The following is a 21,566-nucleotide window of genomic DNA, read 5'->3' as shown; positions in this document are numbered from 1 at the left end:
AGTCTGCTTTTTATTGGACCACGGTCTTAACTCATCATAAATGATGATATCGCTTTTTTCTTTTGTTTAAAGTCAATATGCGTATACATTGAGGTTGTTGCGAGGCTCTCATGTCCGAGCAACTCTTGGAGTGTACGAACATCCACATTGTTTTCATCATCTTGTAGGAGTAACGTAGCAAACGTGTGCCTTAAATGATGTAACGAGAAGCGATGGGGCGGTAATCCTGCTTTCTCAAGAATACGTTTAAACATGACATGAAGCCCTCTTGGATTCATTTGGTTTCCATATCGGTTAATAAACACGGGTTGTGAATCATGTAATTGATGTGCCAATAGCTGCTTTCGGTACTGATGAAACAGCGGAATAACCATCTGATGAAGAGGGAGGAGTCGTTCCTTATTTCCTTTTCCTCGTATAAGGATCGTTTCATTATTCAAATCAATGTGTTCCCATTTAAGATCCACTAATTCTTGACGCCTCATGCCGCTAGTAGCAAGACATTTGAATAGTAACTCATTTCGAAGCGCATACGGTCCGTTTTCTTGTTCTAAATACGCAAATAATTGTTTTAATTCATCTAGACGCATATATCTGGGTAAGTTTTTATCTGCTTTAGGTGATTGAATCCCAGCGGTAAAATCGAGGTTTATATAATTTTCTTTTAAACTAAATTGGCAAAATGACTTTAAACTCGAGATTCGTCGCTGCATGGTTCGAGGTTTGATCCCAAAATTTAAAACTTGATCTTGAATATAGCGGCGAACCGTAGAAGGATTGATTTCATTTAAGGCTGTAGAACGGTCGTGATGATGCAAAAAATCTTCGAAACATTTTAAGTCATACGCGTATCCGCGCAGCGTGTTTGTTGAATAATTTTTTTCGACTTCGAGATGCATGAGAAAATCATCAACAGCATGCGTGAATTCCATAACAAAGAACCTCCAATAAAAATGAATTATTGGACACGACGGAAGATTATCAGACGACCATGTGAATTATGCCGACGACCACGAAGATTATGCGATGTTGAAGTCATTATCGTCAACCAAAGCAGAGGATGTTGACGATAATGAAAATTACATCAACATGCGAACGGGAACTTATGGTACGTTGGGATTTATTTCAAGTTAACATAATATATATTATCGGAAGTTATGTTTCAAAACAAATTCTGTCTCAAAACTTAAGTAAACTCATGTTAATGAGACAGAAAATAAAATTATTTTAAATAAATTCGTTAACATTCTTTCTGGTTCGGGGTTATTTGTAATATATCCAGGAATCGTTATCTAAATCTCTCTGACATTCTCCTTTTTTTCGCAGATACTCTAAATGAGCAAGCGTTTCTCCGACTGCAAATCGGGTTTCATGAACATTAAGCTTTTTTTCGAATAATTGCCAGCTTGCATCATATACACTGCACGGTTCTTCTATAATGGAATGAATTTTTTCTAATCGTTCCTCATGATGCTCTTTAATTTCATTAATCCGTGCGTTTGCATTATGAAACGGCTTTCCATGTGATGGAATAACATATTCTGCATCTAATGCTTTGATTTTATTTAAAGATGCTAAATATAATTCTAAAGGGTTTTCTTCTCCGTGAAACCAGTAAGAAATGTTCGGAGTGATTTTTGGCAGAATATGATCCGTACCTAATAATACGCTTTTTTCTTCATTATAAAACGTCACTAACCCATCTGAATGCCCGGGGGTAAAAAAGATTTCATATTCATAAGGCCCAATTTGAACCTTCTCCCCCTCTTTTAAATAGTGATCGATGCTTGGATAAGGGGTTACATTCCGAATAAATTCTTTTGTATTATTTTTCATTTTGTCTGCCATTTCATCTGGCACACCTGCTAACTTGTAATTCTTTCGTAATTCATTAATAAGTTCATTCGTCCATGAATGTCTTCCTAAATATGCGTCTGTCTTAGTCATGGAGACACGTGCCCCCGTTTTATTTTGCAGTCCTCCTGCAAATCCAAAGTGATCGGGATGGTAATGGGTAATAATGATGTTATGAACTTCTTTATCTTCCAGCTCTTTTTCCCACAAATCAACGGTGTAGTTGTTATGTAAACCTGTATCAATAACGGTCCAACCGTTTTCGCCCTCTGCAAGAAAGCAATGAACATGGTCTAAACGAAATGGCAGATCAATTGTTACTTGCTCGATTCCCAGCTCCTTGAACATAAAAAGCCTCCAATATGCTGATTGATTAATGGTTTAATATAGTTTAAATATAACTGTACCTTTTGCGGCTATAGTAGCGTCTTGTTTTTCAGCTTTGACGTTAAAATAAAGTTTATCATCTTGTTTTTCTGTAAGCTCAGCAGAAAGTGTTAGCACATCATCTAAAAATACCATGCCGGTAAAACGAGTAGAAAAGGATTGAATAAAGCCTTGCTCCATAAACGGAGTAAATAGTTTACTGAGATTACCCATGGTCCACATTCCGTGAGCTATAATGCCTGGAAGGCCTGCTTTTTCAGCGTCTTTATCAATGGTATGAATAGGATTGAAATCCCCTGAAGCCCCGGCATATTTTATTAAATCGAGCCTTGAAACAGGAGGCATCGTTACAGATGGGATCGTCTCATTAATGTTAAGCTCTGTTATAGCTGTCACGTTCATTCTCCTCTCTTATTTTCTCGGTTAAAATGAGGACGGACTTTGATGAGAAGACTTGATTTCCTTCTTTATCCTCCCCAAAATTTAATAGTGTGAGAAAACCAAGATGACCAGAAGCTGCGCGTTTCTCACGATAATTTTCTACTTTTGAATAACAATATACTTCTTCTCCGACTAACAAAGGTCTATTGTATTCGAATTGCTGTTCTCCATGAATCAACCCTGCAGACGGAAGGTTCAAACCTGGAATAGTACCATATGAAAATGTGCGTGGAAACGTTGGCGGAACTATATTATTTTTATACTTCGATTCTTTCCCATATTCTTTATCCGTATAAAGAGGATGAGGGTCGCCAATCGCACGAACAAAAGCTTTTACGGCTCCTCGTTCTACGATATTCTCTACTTTTTCTGATTGTTTTCCAATTAAATGTTTATACACCGATTCTGTCCACCCTTTCTTTCGTGATACTAACAATTTTACACTATTCGGAAAATTCATTCTAGGTAAATGCTCACAAAATAAAATAAGGATTCCCTCTGCCGCAATCATAATACAGAGGGAAACTAAAATAAGTTATCCGGTAAGCGAAGTGCTGAAGTAAACAATCCAGGCCATAAGGAGAAAAGCAATCGCGCCCTCCCCCATTACCGAGCCTGTTTTTGTCGTTAACGGTGCTCTTATATTAAATTTAACAGGATATAACAAAGCTACTCCACGCGGTGTGAGCATATCAAGCAGTAAATGACTTGCTGCTCCTATGGTAATTCCATATTGAAAAGACAATCCCCAATCCTGTTGAATAGCACCAGCAGCTAGAAAAAGAAAAACTAAAAAGAGTAAGCTGTGCGTAAAAGTACGATGTCCAAAGATTTTATTCACTGTTTTAGATATTAGGTTCAATCTTCTCCCAATCCAGGAAAAAGGCTGGCAAATATCAGGAATTAATCCTCCAGCTACAGTGCTTGCTATAAATACTGCTCCATGGATACTATCTAACGTAAATGGCATAGAATAAAATGCATAACATGCTGTTCCTGCTGCTGCGGCTCCAATTGTATGTGTTCCAGCATTCATTTTTGTAAAACCTTTCTACTTTTCTTTTTTAGTTAACATAATTATATTACGGTAACTTAATTGTTTTTCGCTTCGTTGTTATTATTGTTCAGCTTTTGATGATCGACTGTCTTCCAAATATCCGTAACTTTTCCTTTTTCATCTGTATCAATCACAAAGGAGCCATTACTGTACCGGTCACTTTTTCTCAAGTGAGAAGGAAGTTCTGCTGAGACTTCCCCGTTTTCTGTTCGAATTTGAATAGATATTTCTGGGTCTTCAAGAATTTCTAAGCCAACGATATAGTGAGGTTTGGATTTTAGTTCTCTTAACATAACCAATCCCCGTTTTGCCCGCGTACTCCTCTCAAATTCGCTTAATGGCATCTTTTTCATAGCTCCTCGCTGGGTCACCGCAACGATATGAGAAATGTCTTCCTTTTGATCGTTCAAGCACAAACCATTGACGACAAAATCATTTTGTTTCAGATTGATACCTTTTACTCCGGCTGCTCTTTGACCGACAGGAGAAACTTCTTCTTCATGGAAACGAAGACCGTAGCCTTTGTGTGTACCAATAATGATCTCATTTGTTCCGTCCGTAATCTCTACATTAACCACTTCATCTTGTTCTTTTACTTTGACTGCAACAAGTGCTCTTGAATATCGCTGGGCTTTGTAAGCAGATAATACTGTCTTTTTCACCATACCGTTTTTGGTGAAAAAGATAAGGAATTGATCCTCCGTGAACTTCGAAACAGGAACAGCTTTAATTAAAGCATCATCCGGGTCGAGCTGAACAATGTTTCCTATATGCTGTCCATTATCCTTCCAGCGAATATCAGGAAGTTCGTGGACCGGCATAAATAGGTAATTTCCTTTTTTGGTAAACAAAAGCAAAGTATCGGTTGTATTTAATTCCTCGAAGAACAACAGGTCATCTGTTTCTTTCATACCTGGTGGGTCTTCGTTTGACGCTGAATAAGAGCGAGGACTGGTTCGTTTTACATACCCTTCTTTCGTAGCAGTAACGATCACATCTTCAGACGGAATCATAACCTCAAGGTCAATCTTCAGCTCTTCAATTTTGTCTTCAATGACAGTACGGCGTTCATCGTTATATGTTTTCTTAATTCGTTCGAGCTGATTTTTAATGACACGAAGAAGCTTTTTCTCGCTCGAAAGTATTCCTTCAAGCTTTTGGATTTGTTTTACAAGTTCTTCTGCTTCTTTTTCTAAGGTCGTAATATCAGTGTTTGTTAAGCGGTAAAGCTGCAAGGTGACAATGGCTTCAGCTTGAGTTTCTGTAAATTGGAACTGCTCTATCAAGTTATGTTTTGCATCCTTTTTGTCTTTGGATGCGCGGATAGCGGCAATAACATCATCTAAAATGGAAATCGCTTTAATTAGCCCGTCCACAATATGCTGGCGGTCTCTTGCTTTGTTTAATTCATAACGCGACCTGTTTGTTACTACATCTTTTTGATGTTCTATATAAGCTTGCAGCAGCTGTTTTAAACTTAACAGCTTAGGGGTTTTATTATGGATAGCTACCATATTAAAGCTGAAAGAAACCTGCAGATCAGTTGTTTTATATAAGTAATTTAAAATACCATTTGGGTCCGCATCTTTCTTTAATTCCACTACAATACGCAGCCCTGTACGGTCTGTGTCATCCCGAACTTCCGCGATACCATCAATTTTTTTGTCAAAGCGGATTTCATCCATTTTTTTAACTAGATTTGCTTTTACGACTTCATAAGGTATCTCTGTAATTACAATTTGTTTCCGTCCGCCTCTTACTTCTTCAATCTCCGCTTTAGCACGGACGACAATTTTGCCTTTGCCTGTTTGATAGGCTTTTTTAATGCCATCTACCCCTTGGATAATGCCGCCTGTAGGAAAGTCCGGTCCTTTTAAAACGGTCATTAATTCATCAACCGTACAATTTGGATTATCCATTTCCATTAAAACAGCATCAATAACCTCCCCAAGTTGATGAGGCGGAATGTCTGTAGCATAGCCTGATGAAATGCCGGTGGATCCGTTCACTAATAAATTAGGATACATAGCCGGCAGAACGACTGGTTCTTCTAAAGAGTCATCAAAATTCGGGATGTATTCTACTGTATTTTTTTCAATATCTTTCAAAAGCTCTGCAGAAATGGAAGAAAGTCTTGCTTCCGTATAACGCATGGCAGCTGGCGGGTCCCCATCAATCGAACCATTGTTGCCGTGCATTTCAACAAGTAAGTTTCGTCCTTTCCATTCCTGGCTCATCCTTACCAAAGCATCGTATACTGAAGAATCTCCGTGCGGATGATAATTACCTATCACATTACCAACTGTTTTGGCAGCTTTACGAAATGGTTTGTCTGCGGTGTTTCCGTCTTGAAGCATGGCGTATAAAATTCTGCGCTGCACCGGCTTTAAACCATCTCTAGCGTCAGGAAGCGCACGTTCTTGAATAATATATTTACTATAGCGGCCAAAACGGTCGCCAAGTACATCTTCTAATGGTAAATCTAAGTACTTTTCAGCTTCTGCCACCCTTTACTCCTCCTCGGCAAAATGAAGGTTTTCGTTTTCTAAAATGTTCGTTTCTTCTTCGAGGCCGAATGCGACATGAGATTCGATCCATTTTCGTCTCGGTTCTACTTTATCTCCCATCAGCGTTGTGACCCGTTTATCGGCACGAGCCAAATCTTCCGCTGTAACCCGGATCAACGTTCTCGTCTCAGGATTCATTGTTGTTTCCCACAGCTGTGTGGCATCCATTTCACCAAGACCTTTATAACGCTGAATCGCATACCCTTTTCCGACTTTCTTGATTGCCTCTTGCAGGCCATCTTCATCCCAGGCATATTCAATATTTTGTTTCGCACCACTTCCTTTGCTTATTTTGTATAACGGCGGAAGCGCAATATAAACTTTCCCTGCTTCCACAAGCGGTCTCATGTAACGGTAAAAGAAGGTAAGCAGCAGCACTTGAATATGGGCGCCGTCTGTATCCGCATCTGTCATAATGACCACTTTATCGTAATTGCGGTCATCCATTTCAAAATCGGTACCTACACCCGCTCCGAGGGCATATATAATCGTACGCACTTCTTCATTTTTCATAATGTCATCGAGCTTTGCTTTTTCTGTATTAATTACTTTTCCCCGCAGTGGCAGCACAGCCTGGAATTTTCGGTCTCTTCCCTGTTTGGCAGAACCGCCGGCAGAGTCCCCCTCTACGAGATACAATTCATTTCTTTCAGGGTTTTTGGATTGCGCCGGTGTAAGTTTTCCGCTTAGCAGTACATCTTTTTTCCGGCTTTTTTTGCCGCTTCTTGCTTCTTCTCTTGCTTTTCTTGCTGCTTCTCTAGCCTGTGCGGCTTTGATTGCTTTTTTGATAAGCATAGAGCTTACGGAAGGATTTTCTTCAAAAAAATAAGTGAGTTTATCGGAGACGACCTGGTCCACTGCAGAACGTGCTTCTGTCGTTCCCAGCTTCCCTTTTGTCTGTCCTTCAAATTGAAGCATGTTTTCCGGCACCTTAATAGAAACGACAGCGGTAAAGCCTTCCCGTATGTCGGAGCCGTCAAGATTTTTATCTTTTTCTTTCAAGAAATTCATTTTTCTCGCATATTCATTAACCGCTCTTGTCATGGCTGTTTTGGCACCTGATTCATGGGTACCGCCGTCCTTTGTGCGAACGTTGTTTACAAAGGACAGGACATTTTCTGTATAGGCATCATTGAATTGAAAAGAAAATTCAACATCAATATCCTGGCTGGTGCCTTCAAAATAGACAACCGGATGAAGTACTTCTTTATCTTCATTTAAGTATTCTACAAAAGCTTTAATGCCAGTTTCGTAGGAAAATGTTTCAGACTCTTTTTCTGCATTTCTTTCATCAGTAAGGCGTATGCTTACACCATTTAAAAGAAAAGCAGCTTCGCGCAGCCGTTCTGCGAGCGTTTCATATTGGTACGTCGTGGTGCTGAAAATATCAGGATCTGGTTTAAAACGGATAATGGTCCCCGTCTTTTTCGTGCTCCCTTGTTTTTTTAAAGGGGTAATCGGCTGTCCGCCATGAGCGAATTCCTGATAAAAAATCTCGCCATCACGGTGAATGGTAACAGTCAGCCACTCTGATAGAGCATTCACTACTGAAGCCCCTACACCATGCAAACCGCCGCTTGTGGCATATCCTCCCTGACCAAATTTTCCACCAGCATGCAGAACAGTAAATATGACTTCAGGGGTTGAACGGCCGGTGCGGTGGGTTCCTGTAGGGATTCCTCTCCCTTCATCAGCCACCGTTACACTATTATCTCCATGAAGAATAACATCTATCGTATCACCAAACCCGGCTAGGGCTTCGTCAACAGCATTATCTAATATTTCAAAAACGAGGTGGTGAAGACCGCGTGTGTCCGTGCTGCCTATATACATTCCTGGCCTTTTCCGGACAGCATCCAGTCCTTCGAGCACCTGTATGGCATCGTCGTTATAATCGAATGCTTGTTTCAATGGCTTGTTCTCCTTTCTAAAAAAAGCAAAACCTGTAATCTACACTATAACATACCATAAATAGAACGTATGTTTCATCCTTGATTTTTAAAAGGTATTATTATTCTATCGTGATGAGGTTAAATGTTAACCCTTCTTTATGATTTCGTTAAGAAAGTTTAAAGATTTAACGATAAACAGTATCAGAAAAGCATTGGTTATCAGCTGGTTTCACAGGATTGGGCGTATCTTTGCCAGTCCGTCAACCAAATGTTCTAATTGTGCATAAAGAAACGCTCATTCAGAAGAAATGAGCGTTCCATACTTGCACATTAATTTATTTTTGCATGTTCTACTTTTATACATTTATCCATGATAACTGTCAAGCCGGCATCTTTAGCAATGTGATATGCTTCCTCGTTTTCTAAGCCCAGCTGAGCCCAGAAAACTTTAGCATTAGTTTCAGCTGCGTCTTTGGCTACACCTGGGAGATGTTCACTGCGCCGAAACACATTTATTATATCAATGGGTTCATCAATTTCTTGCAGGGATGAAGCCGCTTTTTCTCCTAACACTTCTGATGCCTTTGGGTTAACGGGAATAATTTTATAGCCGGCATTCTGCATGACTTTACTCACTTGATAGGAAGTGCGGGAAGGGTCTTCGGATAATCCTACTACTGCAATGGTTTGACTGCCTTTTAAAATGTTCCTGATCTCTTCTTGGCTTGGGTATTTTAGTGTACTCATTTATCTTCCTCCTTGTATTGGTTGTCGTATTAAGTGATATCCCTATGAGACAAGGTACGATTTTTGCTGAAGGTCCTTCTGCGGACTTAGGTTCCGCTAGTGTAACAAACAGCACTCTTTTTAATGCCTGTGTGGACATACGTTCCGTTATTGGCTCTTGAACGTTGACCTCCATTGCTCTATCCGCACCGAGCTAATTAATTTAAAAAACCATTTTCTGCAAGGTACTCTCTAGCTACCTCGCTTGGGTCTGCGTCTTCATAATCCACCATATAATTCATTTGCTGCATTTCTTCGTCAGATATTTCTCCTGAATGTTGATTTAAAATCTCTTCAAGCTCAGGGTATTCCTCTAGTGTTTCTTGTTTCATTAATGGTGCGCCCTGGTATGGCGGAAAGAGGTTTTTGTCATCTTCTAATATGAATAAGTTATATTCTACCACATCGGCATCGGTGGAATACGCATCAATGAAATCGACTTCTCCTGCTTCCACTGCCCGGGTACGAAGGCCCTGGTCCATTGTTTCTACGTTATCGAACGAAAACCCATAGACTTCCTGCATCCCGATATAACCATCTTCTCGGTCGGCAAACTCAAAGGTGAAGCCTGCTGTCAGCTCGTCCGAATACTCCTCCATGTCAGAGATATTGTCTATCCCGAGTTCTTCGGCTTGATCCTCTTTCATTGCTATAGCGTAAGTATTGTTAAACTGCATGGGCTCCAGGTAAGACATATCGTACTCTCTATTCATTCCTTCTCTTGCTTGTTCGTACACTTCTTCTTCATTGCTTCCTCGTTCAGGCTGCTCATTCAACAATGCAGTTAACGCCGTACCAGTAAATTCAAGATAAATATCGACCTCATCTGCAGATAACGCATTAAACGCAATATCAGTACTTCCTAATCCGGATTCCACAGTTACGGAAATATTCGTTTCTTCTCCAATTAAGTGCTTATACATATTAGCTATTATTTCTGGTTCGGCTCCCACTTTTCCTCCTATAACAAGCTCTGATTTTTGATTAAAAGATAAAAGCGGAGCAAACACCACAAGCAAAGAAACAGCAAGTACGACAACAATAGGTGTGAGTGCTTTTCCCTGTGACGTTCGTTCGGTTATTCGCAAGATGAGATCGAAAAACAGGGCTAAAAGCGCAGCAGGTATCGCACCGAGCAGAATATAAGCGTTATTGGCCCGGTCAATCCCTGTCATAATAAAATCTCCGAGTCCGCCTGCGCTTATTAAAGCAGCAAGCGTAGCGGTACCGACAATCAGGACCATTGATGTGCGGATACCTGCCATAATGACAGGAATAGCCATAGGAAGTTCAATCTTACGGAGACGCCGAAAAGAGCTCATTCCCATTCCAGTTGCTGCCTCTTTTAAAGCAGGGTCCACTCCTTTAATGCCAGTATAAGTATTTCTAAGAATCGGAAGAAGAGCATAAGCAGTTAGAGCTACGACTGCCGGAAACGTACCTATTTGATTTAAAAGAAGGATCATAAACCCTAGAAGGGCAAGGCTGGGAATGGTTTGCAGCACGGCTGCCGCACCGATGATCGCTTCCGCAATTTTCCGTTTTCTAGATAAGTAGATGCCAAGCGGGACGGAAATCAACACCGCACAAAGCAGCGAAAGCAGGGACATATGCACATGCTCCCACATTAAAGTCCAGAAGGTTCCCTGTCTTTCTAAAAACAGTTCTACCATAGCCTGGAAGGTTCCCATTTAGACTGACTCCCTTTCTGCAGGGCTGTTTATCTCTTTTAAATAGCGGACAATATCTTTATAGCTTATCACACCTAATAACTTGCCCTCATTAATGACAGGAAGAGCATCCGCATCCGTTTTTTCAAAATAATGAACTGCTTCCTGCAGCATGGTGTCCGGAGAAACGGAAATATCATGGTCAACAATTTCATTTCCCTGCCTGCGGCCAAGGAACTGACGGTCCGTACCGAAAATATATAAAGGAGCCGGATACAGGGGAAGTTCATTCAGGAGGTTCACGCTGGCAATAAATTCGCTGTGCGGATCCATTATTTCAGATACCGGTGTTTCCCATTCATTTTTTCTATCTCCAATAAATTCTTTGACAAACGCATTGGCCGGTCGTCTTGTTAACTCATGTGCTGTACCCGCCTGGACAAGTTTTCCTTCATTCATTAAACAAATTTTGTCGCCTAAAGCTAATGCTTCATCCATATCGTGTGTGACAAAAACAATGGTTTTTTGAATTTCTGTTTGCAGCCTGCGGATATCGTTTTGCAATTGTTCTCTTGTGAGTGGATCAAGCGCACTAAACGGCTCGTCCATCAGTAAAATATCCGGGTCTGCAGCTAAAGCTCGAACGACTCCTACCCTCTGCTGCTGGCCGCCGGACAATTCCGAAGGTTTTCTTTTTTTATATAAGGAAGGATCTAATCCCACCATATCCAAAAGCTCGTCCACTCGTGCCCTGGTCTTTTGTTTACCCCATTTTTTCATTTCGGGAACGACAGAAACATTTTCTTCGGTCGTCATCGTTGGAAAAAGTGCGATTTGCTGGAGGACGTAACCTGTATTCCAACGCAGCTCTTGAATATTCCACTCTCGAATATCTTTTCCTTCTATGAAAATCTGCCCTTCCGTCGGTTCTATTAAGCGGTTGATCATCTTCAAGGTCGTCGTTTTGCCGCAGCCGCTGGGACCGATTAACACAAACAATTCTCCTTGATTTATTGTAAGATTGAAATCTTGAACTGCTTTTGTCCCATCTGTGAATTGTTTAGAAATATGTTGAAATGTGATCATGCATTGCGTCCTCTCTTTTACAAATCATCCTGATTAGAAATACCTAGGCTTGTCGCCGTGTAAAGGGGAAAGCATCTTAAAACGCCACATCCTGTGGCAACGGTGGTGTTAGTACGTTCTGTACGTTGAAAGCCGTAGTTTTTCTTATACTATTACTTTTCTAACAGTAGAACAGACCATATATTTATATTTCACTATTTTTTCGTATTAAAACACTGGATTGGAAGAAAAATTGATTTGCTGACTATAGAGAGAAAGAAAAAACCTGCCAGATTTCCTGGCAGGTTTTCCTATTAAATGACAACACCACCGTCTACGCTTAAGACGGCTCCTGTTATAAAACGGGCTTCATCTGAGGAAAGAAATGCATACGCATTCGCAATATCTTCTGGTTTTCCAAGGTCATTTAATACAGACTTTTCTTTCATCGTTTGTAATACTTTTTCCGGCATTTTCACTGTCATCGGTGTTAAGATAAATCCTGGAGCCACTGAATTTACACGGATATTATAGCGGCCGAGTTCTTTTGCCCATGTTTTTGTCATACCGTTCATGCCAAATTTAGCAGCAGCGTAGTTTGTCTGCCCGAAATTGCCGTAAAGGCCGACGACAGAAGATGCGTTTAAGATAACCCCGCTGTTTTGCTTTTTCATTTGAGCAGCTGCTGCCTGAGTCATAAGAAAAACGCCCTTTAAATTTACATCTATGACATTATCCCACTGCTCTTCTTCCATTTTTAACAATTGGGCATCAGCTGTGATTCCTGCATTGTTTACGAGAACATCTACAGAGCCGAATTGCTCCACGGCGGCTTCAATACTTTTTTGTGCCGATTCTTTTTTTGTTACATCGGCTTCAACTCCTACAACCTTTCCCTTATAGTCTGAAAAGGAGGCGGCTGTTTGATCTGCTGCTTCTTGGTTTAGATCAACTAATACAACATTTGCTCCTTCTATTAAAAATTTTTCTGCGGTAGCGGCTCCAATTCCGCGAGCTCCGCCTGTAATAATGGCTGTTTTATTTTCTAGTTTCATCTTATGTTCCTCCTAATATTTTTAAGTTTATACCAGTCCGGCCGATGCTAGAAGAATAGCTACAACAACGGAAAGAACAGGGATTCCTACAGCGACGACGAAAATATCTTTATAGCTATCTTTATGGGTCATTCCCGTGATGGTTAAAAGAGTAAGGACTGCACCATTATGAGGAAGGGCATCCAAACCGCCGGATGAAAGGGATGCTACCCGGTGAAACGCTTCAGGATTGATGCCGGTGTTCATAGCAATATCATAATATCTTGCTCCAAGCGCTTCTAAGGCAATCCCCATCCCGCCGGATGCAGACCCAGTGGCGCCAGCTAAAATGTTAACGGCGATTGCTTCAGAGATGAGCGGGCTTCCTTTTACTCCCATTAGAATTTCTGTTAATCTTTCAAATCCAGGCACGGCCTGCACTACCGTACCAAACCCAACTGCGGCACTTGTGTTAATAATAGCTGTAACAGAACCGGCAGCTCCAAGGTTAATAGCTTTCACAAATCCTTTAAATTTAGAAAGGTTTAAAAGCATAATTAATAAAATCCCAGAAAGAAGAGCAACTACAATATCCCAGCCAAGCAAATTTAACGTGATAAGTACAGTTAAAAGCGGCAAAAGAGATAATAAAAAAGATGGATCCTCCCCTTCCACTTTAACTATTTTCTTATCTTTTGGTTCAGCAAATACTTCGCCAGCTTTTGTCATACTCCTTTCGCGCCAGCGCAAATAAACATATCCACCAACAGACATTACCGCTCCAGCTGCAATACCCATAATGGGAGCGGCTGTTGCGGAGGTATTAAAATAGTCTATCGGAATAAGGTTTTGAATCTGCGGTGTACCGGGAACTGCCGTCATGGTAAAAGTAAAGGCTCCAAGCGCCACCGTAGGCGGTATTAATCTACGGCTGATGTTCGCTTCCCGAAATAAAGTTAGTGCTAAAGGATATACTGCAAATACAACGACGAACAAACTAACTCCGCCATATGTTAGAACGGCTGCCGATACGAGTACTCCTAAAATAGCCCGTTTCGTACCGATGATTTTTGTTAAGGCAACAGCAACAGACCTTGCCATTCCGGTGTCTTCCATCAATTTTCCAAACAACGCACCGAGCATGAACACAGGAAACCAATCTTTTGCAAAATTAACGAATCCGCCCATATACGTGTCTTTATAAGCATATAATAAATCCAATCCGCCGGTGAGAGCTACCACTCCGGCCGCAATGGGAGCTACCCATATAATAGACCAGCCAAGATAAGCCAGCGCCATTAATACAATAAGTCCTAGTACTATACCAAACAATGAAAATTCCCCCTTTATGATAAGCCAAGATAAGCCGCTTTCTCTGTTTGTACGGATAAATTCATTTTTTCTTCTTTAAAGATCCGCTTATCCATCTCTTTTAAATGTGGTGAAATCGAAGGCTTAAAGCTCATTTGATCGAAAATATCTTTTTCTACATCAATGCCAGGAGCGTATTCTGTTAATTCAATCCCGCCCGGTACCAGTTTAAAAACAGCTCGTTCTGTTACGTAATACACGTCCTGCCCAGTTTCTAGGGCATACTCTCCGCTGAATGTGATATGTTCTACATCATGAAGGAACTTGTTAATTTTTCCTTCCTTCAGAATGTGAAGAGCACCATTTTTAATTTCAATGTTTAATCCACCAGCGGTAAATGTCCCGCAGTACACCACTTTTTTCGCGTTTTGTGAGATATTAATAAAGCCGCCTGCTCCGGCAATTTTTGGACCGAACTTACTGACATTTACGTTTCCATTGCGGTCCAGCTGTGCCAATCCTAAAAAAGCTACGTCCAGACCGCCGCCGTCATAGAAGTCAAATTGATATGGCTGGTCGATGATGATATCTGGGTTGGTGGCCGCTCCGAAGCTTAACCCCCCGGCAGGTAGTCCGCCAATCGGGCCGGATTCAACGGTTAAGCGCATCTCTTGGCCGATATCTTCTTCGTTTGCTACCATTGCTACTCCCTCCGGCATTCCAATACCAAGGTTTGTAATAGCATTTGGCATAAGTTCCATCGCAGAACGGCGGGCAATAATTTTTCGTTCATTCAGCGGGAGACGGCTTAGGGATGTAATAGACGTTTTTATTTCTCCGCTGTAGGCTGGATTGTAATGCTCCCCAAAGGTTTGCATATGATTCTCCGGAGCTGCTTCTACAATGGCGTCTACATAAATCCCTGGTATTTTAGCCATGCGGGGATCCAAGCTTCCATTTTCAACGACTTTTTCTACTTGGAGAATCACTTTACCGCCTGAATTCCGTGCAGCCTGAGCAATAGATAAAATTTCCAGTGTTCCTGCTTCTTTCTCCATGGTCGCGTTGCCATTTTCATCGGCATAGGTGCCGCGAATTAACGCTACATCTATAGGAAAAGCTTTGTAGAATAAGTAATCCTGGCCATTAATCGATGTCAGCTCTACGACATCTTCTTTTGTACAATTATTTAGTTTCCCGCCGTCATTTCGAGGGTCAACAAACGTTTTTAAGCCGACATGAGTGAAGGTGCCGGGTTTTCCGGCGGCAATATCCCGGAAAAGGTGAGTGATGACACCCTGCGGCAGATTATACGCTTCGATCTTATTTTCAATCGCAAGCTTTTGCAGCTTCGGAGCAAGTCCCCAGTGTCCTCCTATGACTTTTTTGACAAGGTTTTCATGACCGAGGTGGTTCAGTCCTTTTAATTTACCGTCCCCTTGGCCTGCAGCATACACGACGGTTAGGTGCTGCGGTTTGTTTTCATCGAGAAAACTTTCTTCTAATGCTTTCGTTAATTCTTCTGGGTGGCCGTTTCCGACAAACCCCCCTGTAGCAATAGTAGAACCGTCTTTAATTAATGCTGCGGCTTCTTTTGCACTCATTACTTTGCTCATGGCTTCTACTCCTTTTATTAATTTGTATCCGCTTTCATGAACGGCTGCAATATTAAAATGCAAATACTGTGCCAAAAAATAAAGAAGGTAAAGGGGAGGTTTCGGAGAATATGAGGGGTGATAATAAGAAAAATATATTATTTTTGTAAGAAAAGGTTTACATTTTTTGAGCGCTTACAAAACAACTGTAAACTTACTCTTACAATCATATAAAGAACGAGAAGAGTTGTTAATCTATCCGAACAAAAAAGTGCCCAAATACAAATCACCTCGTATTTGGGCCTTCCTTTTATTCTAAAGAATATTTTTTTATTTTCTCATAAAATGCAGTGCGGCTGATGCCTAATAAGGACGCTGCTCTGCTTTTGTTTCCTTCTGTTTTTTGTAAAGCTCTTGATATAGCAAGCTTCTCCGCTTCTTCAAGAACGGAATGCAATGGTTTTATATTTTCTGATGAATTGTATCTTAGTTTTTCAGAAAAATGCTCTGGCTGCAGTTCAGAATACGGATCTGCCAGGTTGATAGCTCGTTCGAGAACATTTTCGAGTTCACGAATGTTACCGGGCCAATGGTACTGAAGCAGCATAAATTTTGCTTTATCAGAAATACCTAGTATATGCTTTCCCATTTGTTCTGATATCCTATTTAACAGAAGGGTGGTTAATTTTTTAATATCTTCTTCTCGATCACGCAGCGGCGGGATCGATATAGCTATAACATTTAAGCGGTAGTATAGATCGAGGCGGAACTCCCCCTTATCAACCATTTCTTCTAGGTCACGATTGGTAGCGGCTATAATACGGACATCTACCGAAGTGGTATTATTTGCTCCTACTTTTTCGACCTCTTTTTCCTGCAGCACTCTCAAAAATTTGACCTGCATATGAAGAGGCAGTTCTCCTATTTCATCAAGAAAAATCGTCCCTCCGTCTGCTGCTTCAAATTTTCCTTTTTTCCCGCCTTTCTTTGCCCCAGTAAAAGATCCTTCGACGTAACCAAACAACTCGGCTTCTAACAGTTCCGGCGGGATAGCAGCACAATTTACTTTTACAAAGCTGCCTGGAGCTCTTGAGCTTGCATTATGAATCGCATGAGCAAACAGCTCTTTTCCTGTTCCGCTTTCACCGAGAAGCAGAACATTAGAATCGGTGTCAGCCGCTTTTTCTGCCAGCTGTTTCGTATCCTTCATCGTCCGGCTTTCGCCAATGATATGAGAAAATTGATATTTAGCCTGATGCTGCTCCTGCCAGTCTCCTTTGTACTGCTTTAATTCTTTTTCCATACGATGAATCCGCTTATACAACGCATTGAAACCACCAACATTTTTAAATAATACTTTTCCGACAGCCCCTGTGATTTCCCCATTTTTAATAATAGGGATTCTAGAGGCAATCATATAGTCTCCTTTAATACGTTGTAAATCAGCTATTTCAGGCTTTCCTGTCTGTACGACGATATGCATTCTCGTATTTTCAATAACTTCTGTGACATGCCGCCCAATCACATCTTGCAGTTTTACTTCTAGAAAATCGGCATATTCCTGGCTTAACATGGTGATGTAACCGTCATTATCGACCATAATAATACCGTCATAGAGGTATTCATAAATCGTTTCTAATGATTCTGCCCTCTGTCCTGTTTTTTGCCAGGCAGAAGACGTCTGGTCTTTTAAAAAAGTAAAAAGCAGAGCTGGATTTCCTTTATAAATTATCTCGTATTTTGTGATATGAAACGCAGCATCTGGTGCTGCTAATGTGATGCTTTGTTCTTTTTTCGGTTCTAACCTTTTTAACAGATGCCATTCGTTTTCGGTAAAAATCTCATGTACGGTTTTCGATTTCCCAAATGCTCTCCATTCTTCTATGACTGTATTCCAAAAGAGAGGTTGATTGTTTTTATCTATTATTAGTATCCCTTCTTGCAGCTGTTGCAAAATGGCTTGGAAGCAGTCATTTTGTTGGGCAAAACATTCTTCTATAAATTGAAGCCATTTTTCAAACGAAAAGAATCCGATAAATCTCCCTTTTTCATCACTTACAGGCAGCCGGGACCGCCTCAGGTCCTCCTTTGTGAGAGGTTCATTTAACAATAACTCGGCTGCAGGTGCTGAACAGATTTTCCCGATTTGTGTGTCAGGAGAAATACCCTCGACAATGGTTTCATATAAATCCTCTTTATGTATCGTGCCAGCATATTCCTCTTGTTCTGTAACAATAACAGCCTCTTCAGCATCCTGTTCTTTTAATTGCCGGGCAGCATCCTGAATGCGGAGGGAAAATTTCATAGTCAAGCTGGCTTGCACGGTTATTTCTTCTCGTTTTGGTAAATTCATGGAAACTCAACTCCGTTTAGCAGCATCTCTATACGTATAGTATATCACTAATGAAAAAAAGGAAGACTGCATAAACTTGGCAGCCTCCCTTTGCGATTATTTTATATGACGATTCACGATAAGAGCGGTTCCCTGACCGCCGCCGATACACAATGTAGCCAGTCCGCGGGCTGCATCTCTTCGTTTCATCCCGTGCAAGAGAGTTACAAGGACTCTCGCTCCTGAGGCTCCGATTGGATGGCCGAGTGCGATCGCGCCGCCATTAACATTCACGCGGTCTGGATCGATCTTTAAGTCTTTTAAAACGGCTAAGGACTGAGCAGCAAAGGCTTCATTTGCTTCAATTATGTCCATATCCGAAATAGAGAGCCCCGCCCGTTCTAGTGCTTGTTTGGAGGCAGGAACCGGCCCGTATCCCATAATTTTAGGGTCGAGAGCAGCATTTCCATAGGATGTAATAGAAGCCAGCGGATTTAGGCCGAGTTCCTCTGCCTTTTCCTTGGCCATAATAATAAGCATAGCGCTGCCGTCATTGATCCCAGAAGCATTACCGGCTGTTACGGTGCCATCTTTTTTAAACGCCGGTTTTAACTTTTTCAGCTTTTCCATAGTCATCCCGGGCTTTGGAAATTCATCGGTATCGACGACAATTGGATCCCCTTTACGCTGAGGTATCTCTACAGGAACTATTTCTTCATTAAAAAGGCCGGATTGTATTGCCTGTTCTGCTCGCTGCTGGCTCTTCAAGGCAAATGCATCCTGCTCTTCACGGGTTAATTTCCACCGTTCGGCGATATTTTCTGCGGTCATGCCCATATGGATATTATGGAACGAATCCATTAAACCATCTGTCAGCATGGTGTCTACCATTTTGCCGTCTCCCATACGTTCTCCCCAGCGTGCACCCGGCAGAACATAAGGAGCATTACTCATCGACTCTGTACCTCCGGCCAATATGACTTCAGCATCTCCTAATGCGATAAATTGAGCGGCCATGCTGACGGTACGAAGGCCTGAGCCGCACAGCTTATTAATGGTCATAGCAGGAGTGCTCTCGGGAAGGCCGCTGTGAATGGCAATTTGTCTTGCTACATTCTGGCCAAGACCTGCAGATAAAATATTCCCTACGAGCAATTCATCCACTTCTTCTGCTGGAATGCCGGCTCTGTCGATCGCGGCCTTCGCTGCAGCAACCCCAAGTTCGACTGCTGATTTAGAGGACAGCGCACCGCCAAAGCTTCCGATCGGCGTTCTGGCTGCACTTACAATAACTGCTTCTCTCATGAAAAAACCTCCTGTACTTGCATATTGTTTTGTCGGAACTCTTCATTAGTTAATGCAAAAACAATGCCAAGTTTTTTCGTTTTTTTTAAAATTGATAGAGTCCTTTGTATTTTTCTTCTAGATACGCAAGTAAATAGTCAGGGTTCACGCCTTCTCCGGTTGCATCTTTAAGAATTCCTTCCGGTTTTTTCATACGCCCGTGCTGGTGGACATTTTTGGTAAGCCACTCTTTAATTGGGGAGAGATCACCTTTTGAGCATTGATCATCGAACGTCGGCAAGTCTTTGAGCATGGCATTTTTTAATTGAGCTGCATAAATGTAGCCTAATGCATAAGATGGAAAATAGCCAAACGCCCCGAAGGACCAGTGTACATCTTGCAGCACCCCTTTGCCGTTATTAGGGGGAGTGACACCAAGGTATTCTTCCATTTTTTCATTCCATATCCTCGGCAGATCTTTTACTTGAAGGTCTCCGCTGATAAGAGCTTTTTCCATTTCGTAGCGCAGGATAATATGAAGCGAATACGTCATTTCGTCTGCTTCTATGCGGATAAGAGATGGCTTTGCTTCATTGATAGCGGAATAAAACCGATCCAACGATACGCCATCAAATTGACCGTTTGCATAAGACTTAAGCAGCTCATAGTTCTTTTCCCAAAAGGAATAATTGCGGCCGACAAAATTTTCGTAGAATAATGACTGAGATTCATGAATGCCCATGGAAGTACCGTCACAAAGAATGGTCCCTTCTAATTCTTGAGAAAGGTTTTGTTCGTAGAGAGCATGGCCTCCTTCATGAATCGTCCCAAACACGGCAGTTCGAAAATCCTTTTCATCATATTTGGTTGTGACCCGCACATCGTTTGGATTCAATCCAATCGCAAACGGATGTACCGTTTCATCCAGACGGCCGGCTTTAAAATCGTACGTCATTTGTTCTAAAATATCCAAGCTGAACGCACGCTGTTTTTCTTTTGGAAAATGTTCAAACAAAAAGCTTGTCTCCGGCTTATGTGATGAAGAAGTAACCCCTTCTACTAACGGGATTAATCCGTTTCTTAAACGGCCGAATACGTCATCAAGCTTTTCGACAGTCATTCCCGGTTCATAGTCTTCAACCAGAGCGTTATATGGATGGTTTTTATAGCCCCAGTAATCAGCAAATTTCCGGCTGAAATCTACAATTTTTTCAAGATAGGGCTGGAATGTTTCAAAATCATCGTTTTCTTTTGCTTCCTCCCAAACTGATTCTGCTTTAGAGGTTAGCACGCTGTATTCTTTGTATTCGTCCTCGGGGATTTTTTTGGAGCGTTCATATTCTTTTTTCAATTCTTTTGCAGCTTGTATAGTTATGGAAGAAAGAGAATCTTCAGCGCCGTTTTCTAAAAGCATATGCACGTATTCTCCAGTTTCCTCCGATGTTTTCAGTTTAAAGAGTTCGGTCGAAAGGTAACCAAGAACTTCTGAACGCCGATCGGCCCCCTTTTTTGGAGCACCTGTGCGTGCGTCCCAATGCATTAATCCAATGGCTTGTTCATAAGCAGATAATTTTTTCATATGTTCATGAAATAATTCTTCGGTTTTCTTTACATTCATTAAGAATTCGCTCCTTTATATGTAGTAAGGTTCTGCTAGGTTTACTGCATACAGAAATAATTTCTTGATAAAACAATATTATCCTGCTTTATCATCGTGATTTTTTGAAACATATCTGTCCTCATGTTATAACATAAAAACAGAGAGGAGAGATAGAATGGATCTAACGATTACTCCGGAAGCAGCCCGTCACTATAAAGAGGAAATGGATTTAAAGGAAAGCGATCACTTAAGGTTATTTGTACGCATCGGCGGGGTTGGCTCTGGCGGCTTTTCTATTGGAGTGGCAAAAGAAAAACCTGAAGCAGAGGCGTACGTGCTTCAGGAAGAAGGTATTTCTTTCTTTGTCAATCCGCAGGATAAATGGTATCTCGACGGTATGACGATCTCTTATGATAAAACGATTGATTTTTTACAGTATGAAAATCCTAAAATCTATGATGTAATCAATCCCAAATAAGAATTGAGGACTAGTTTTTTAAATGATATTCCCACGCCTGCTGCAGCTGCTGCTTCGCTTCTTCAAGCGCTGTTTTCCCCTCTGGCAGACGAGCCGGCTCCTCATGCGATTGGAATGCTTTTTCGGCATTGCCGATCGCTTTTTCTATTTGCTGCAGTGAATACAGCCTTTGATCTTTTTGAAATCTTACCAACTTATTTTCCCTCCTTGAAG

The 21,566-nt window shown here is 41.3% G+C and carries 18 protein-coding genes; 1 reads left to right on the top strand and 17 read right to left on the bottom strand.

Going from position 1 to position 21,566, the window contains the following annotated elements:
- Positions 1-26: 26 nt before the first annotated feature.
- The 16 genes from ACE1TI_RS10435 to ACE1TI_RS10360 all read right to left on the bottom strand — a co-directional run bounded on the left by ACE1TI_RS10435 (position 27) and on the right by ACE1TI_RS10360 (position 20,893).
- Positions 27-932: a tyrosine-type recombinase/integrase gene (locus ACE1TI_RS10435; protein WP_375007515.1), complete on the bottom strand. Its 906-nt coding sequence runs from the start codon at positions 930-932 to the stop codon at positions 27-29.
- A gap of 331 nt (positions 933-1,263) precedes the next feature.
- Complete coding sequence (locus ACE1TI_RS10430; RefSeq protein WP_375007514.1) at positions 1,264-2,202, bottom strand: MBL fold metallo-hydrolase; 939 nt, start codon at positions 2,200-2,202, stop codon at positions 1,264-1,266.
- Between the two features lie 33 nt (positions 2,203-2,235).
- Positions 2,236-2,637 carry a MaoC/PaaZ C-terminal domain-containing protein gene (locus tag ACE1TI_RS10425; RefSeq protein ID WP_375007513.1) on the bottom strand — a complete coding sequence of 134 codons (402 nt, stop codon included), beginning with the start codon at positions 2,635-2,637 and terminating at the stop codon, positions 2,236-2,238.
- The gene (locus tag ACE1TI_RS10420; protein ID WP_375007512.1) at positions 2,615-3,082 is read right to left on the bottom strand and encodes a MaoC family dehydratase N-terminal domain-containing protein; all 468 of its coding nucleotides are present in this window, start codon (positions 3,080-3,082) and stop codon (positions 2,615-2,617) included. The genes ACE1TI_RS10425 and ACE1TI_RS10420 overlap by 23 nt, the downstream gene beginning before the upstream one ends.
- A gap of 135 nt (positions 3,083-3,217) precedes the next feature.
- On the bottom strand, positions 3,218-3,718 hold the full coding sequence (locus ACE1TI_RS10415) for a metal-dependent hydrolase (RefSeq protein ID WP_375007511.1): 501 nt from the start codon (positions 3,716-3,718) through the stop codon (positions 3,218-3,220).
- Positions 3,719-3,774: 56 nt separating this feature from the next.
- On the bottom strand, positions 3,775-6,246 hold the full coding sequence (parC, locus tag ACE1TI_RS10410) for a DNA topoisomerase IV subunit A (RefSeq protein ID WP_375007510.1): 2,472 nt from the start codon (positions 6,244-6,246) through the stop codon (positions 3,775-3,777).
- Between the two features lie 3 nt (positions 6,247-6,249).
- On the bottom strand, positions 6,250-8,217 hold the full coding sequence (gene parE, locus ACE1TI_RS10405; protein ID WP_375007509.1) for a DNA topoisomerase IV subunit B: 1,968 nt from the start codon (positions 8,215-8,217) through the stop codon (positions 6,250-6,252).
- Between the two features lie 311 nt (positions 8,218-8,528).
- Positions 8,529-8,945, bottom strand: a complete 417-nt coding sequence (locus tag ACE1TI_RS10400) for a CoA-binding protein (RefSeq protein ID WP_375007508.1) — start codon at positions 8,943-8,945, stop codon at positions 8,529-8,531.
- A gap of 197 nt (positions 8,946-9,142) precedes the next feature.
- Complete coding sequence (locus ACE1TI_RS10395) at positions 9,143-10,675, bottom strand: ABC transporter permease/substrate-binding protein (protein ID WP_375007507.1); 1,533 nt, start codon at positions 10,673-10,675, stop codon at positions 9,143-9,145.
- Complete coding sequence (locus ACE1TI_RS10390; RefSeq protein ID WP_375007506.1) at positions 10,676-11,740, bottom strand: ABC transporter ATP-binding protein; 1,065 nt, start codon at positions 11,738-11,740, stop codon at positions 10,676-10,678.
- A gap of 293 nt (positions 11,741-12,033) precedes the next feature.
- Positions 12,034-12,774 (bottom strand): 3-oxoacyl-[acyl-carrier-protein] reductase, encoded by a 741-nt coding sequence (gene fabG, locus ACE1TI_RS10385; RefSeq protein ID WP_375007505.1) that lies wholly within the window; start codon positions 12,772-12,774, stop codon positions 12,034-12,036.
- 27 nt (positions 12,775-12,801) lie between these two features.
- Positions 12,802-14,085 carry a GntP family permease gene (locus ACE1TI_RS10380; RefSeq protein WP_375007504.1) on the bottom strand — a complete coding sequence of 428 codons (1,284 nt, stop codon included), beginning with the start codon at positions 14,083-14,085 and terminating at the stop codon, positions 12,802-12,804.
- A 14-nt stretch (positions 14,086-14,099) separates the two neighbouring features.
- The gene (locus ACE1TI_RS10375) at positions 14,100-15,680 is read right to left on the bottom strand and encodes an acyl CoA:acetate/3-ketoacid CoA transferase (protein ID WP_375007503.1); all 1,581 of its coding nucleotides are present in this window, start codon (positions 15,678-15,680) and stop codon (positions 14,100-14,102) included.
- 289 nt (positions 15,681-15,969) lie between these two features.
- Entirely contained in the window at positions 15,970-18,012 is a 2,043-nt protein-coding gene (locus ACE1TI_RS10370; protein ID WP_375007502.1) for a sigma 54-interacting transcriptional regulator, read from the bottom strand.
- A 96-nt stretch (positions 18,013-18,108) separates the two neighbouring features.
- Positions 18,109-19,296 carry an acetyl-CoA C-acetyltransferase gene (locus ACE1TI_RS10365; RefSeq protein WP_375007501.1) on the bottom strand — a complete coding sequence of 396 codons (1,188 nt, stop codon included), beginning with the start codon at positions 19,294-19,296 and terminating at the stop codon, positions 18,109-18,111.
- 85 nt (positions 19,297-19,381) lie between these two features.
- Positions 19,382-20,893, bottom strand: coding sequence for a carboxypeptidase M32 (locus ACE1TI_RS10360; protein WP_375007500.1), 1,512 nt, complete (start codon positions 20,891-20,893; stop codon positions 19,382-19,384).
- A 157-nt stretch (positions 20,894-21,050) separates the two neighbouring features.
- Here ACE1TI_RS10360 and ACE1TI_RS10355 point away from each other — a divergent pair, with 157 nt between their 5' ends.
- Positions 21,051-21,353 (top strand): HesB/YadR/YfhF family protein, encoded by a 303-nt coding sequence (locus ACE1TI_RS10355; RefSeq protein ID WP_375007499.1) that lies wholly within the window; start codon positions 21,051-21,053, stop codon positions 21,351-21,353.
- A gap of 10 nt (positions 21,354-21,363) precedes the next feature.
- Here the strand turns inward: ACE1TI_RS10355 and ACE1TI_RS10350 are convergent, their stop codons facing one another.
- Entirely contained in the window at positions 21,364-21,546 is a 183-nt protein-coding gene (locus tag ACE1TI_RS10350) for a hypothetical protein (protein WP_375007498.1), read from the bottom strand.
- Between the last annotated feature and the right edge of the window lie 20 nt (positions 21,547-21,566).

Origin of the sequence: Alteribacillus sp. JSM 102045 (assembly GCF_041949975.1) — a bacterium.
Lineage (GTDB): Bacteria > Bacillota > Bacilli > Bacillales > Marinococcaceae > Alteribacillus.
This window is presented reverse-complemented; position numbering and strand designations above follow the sequence as displayed.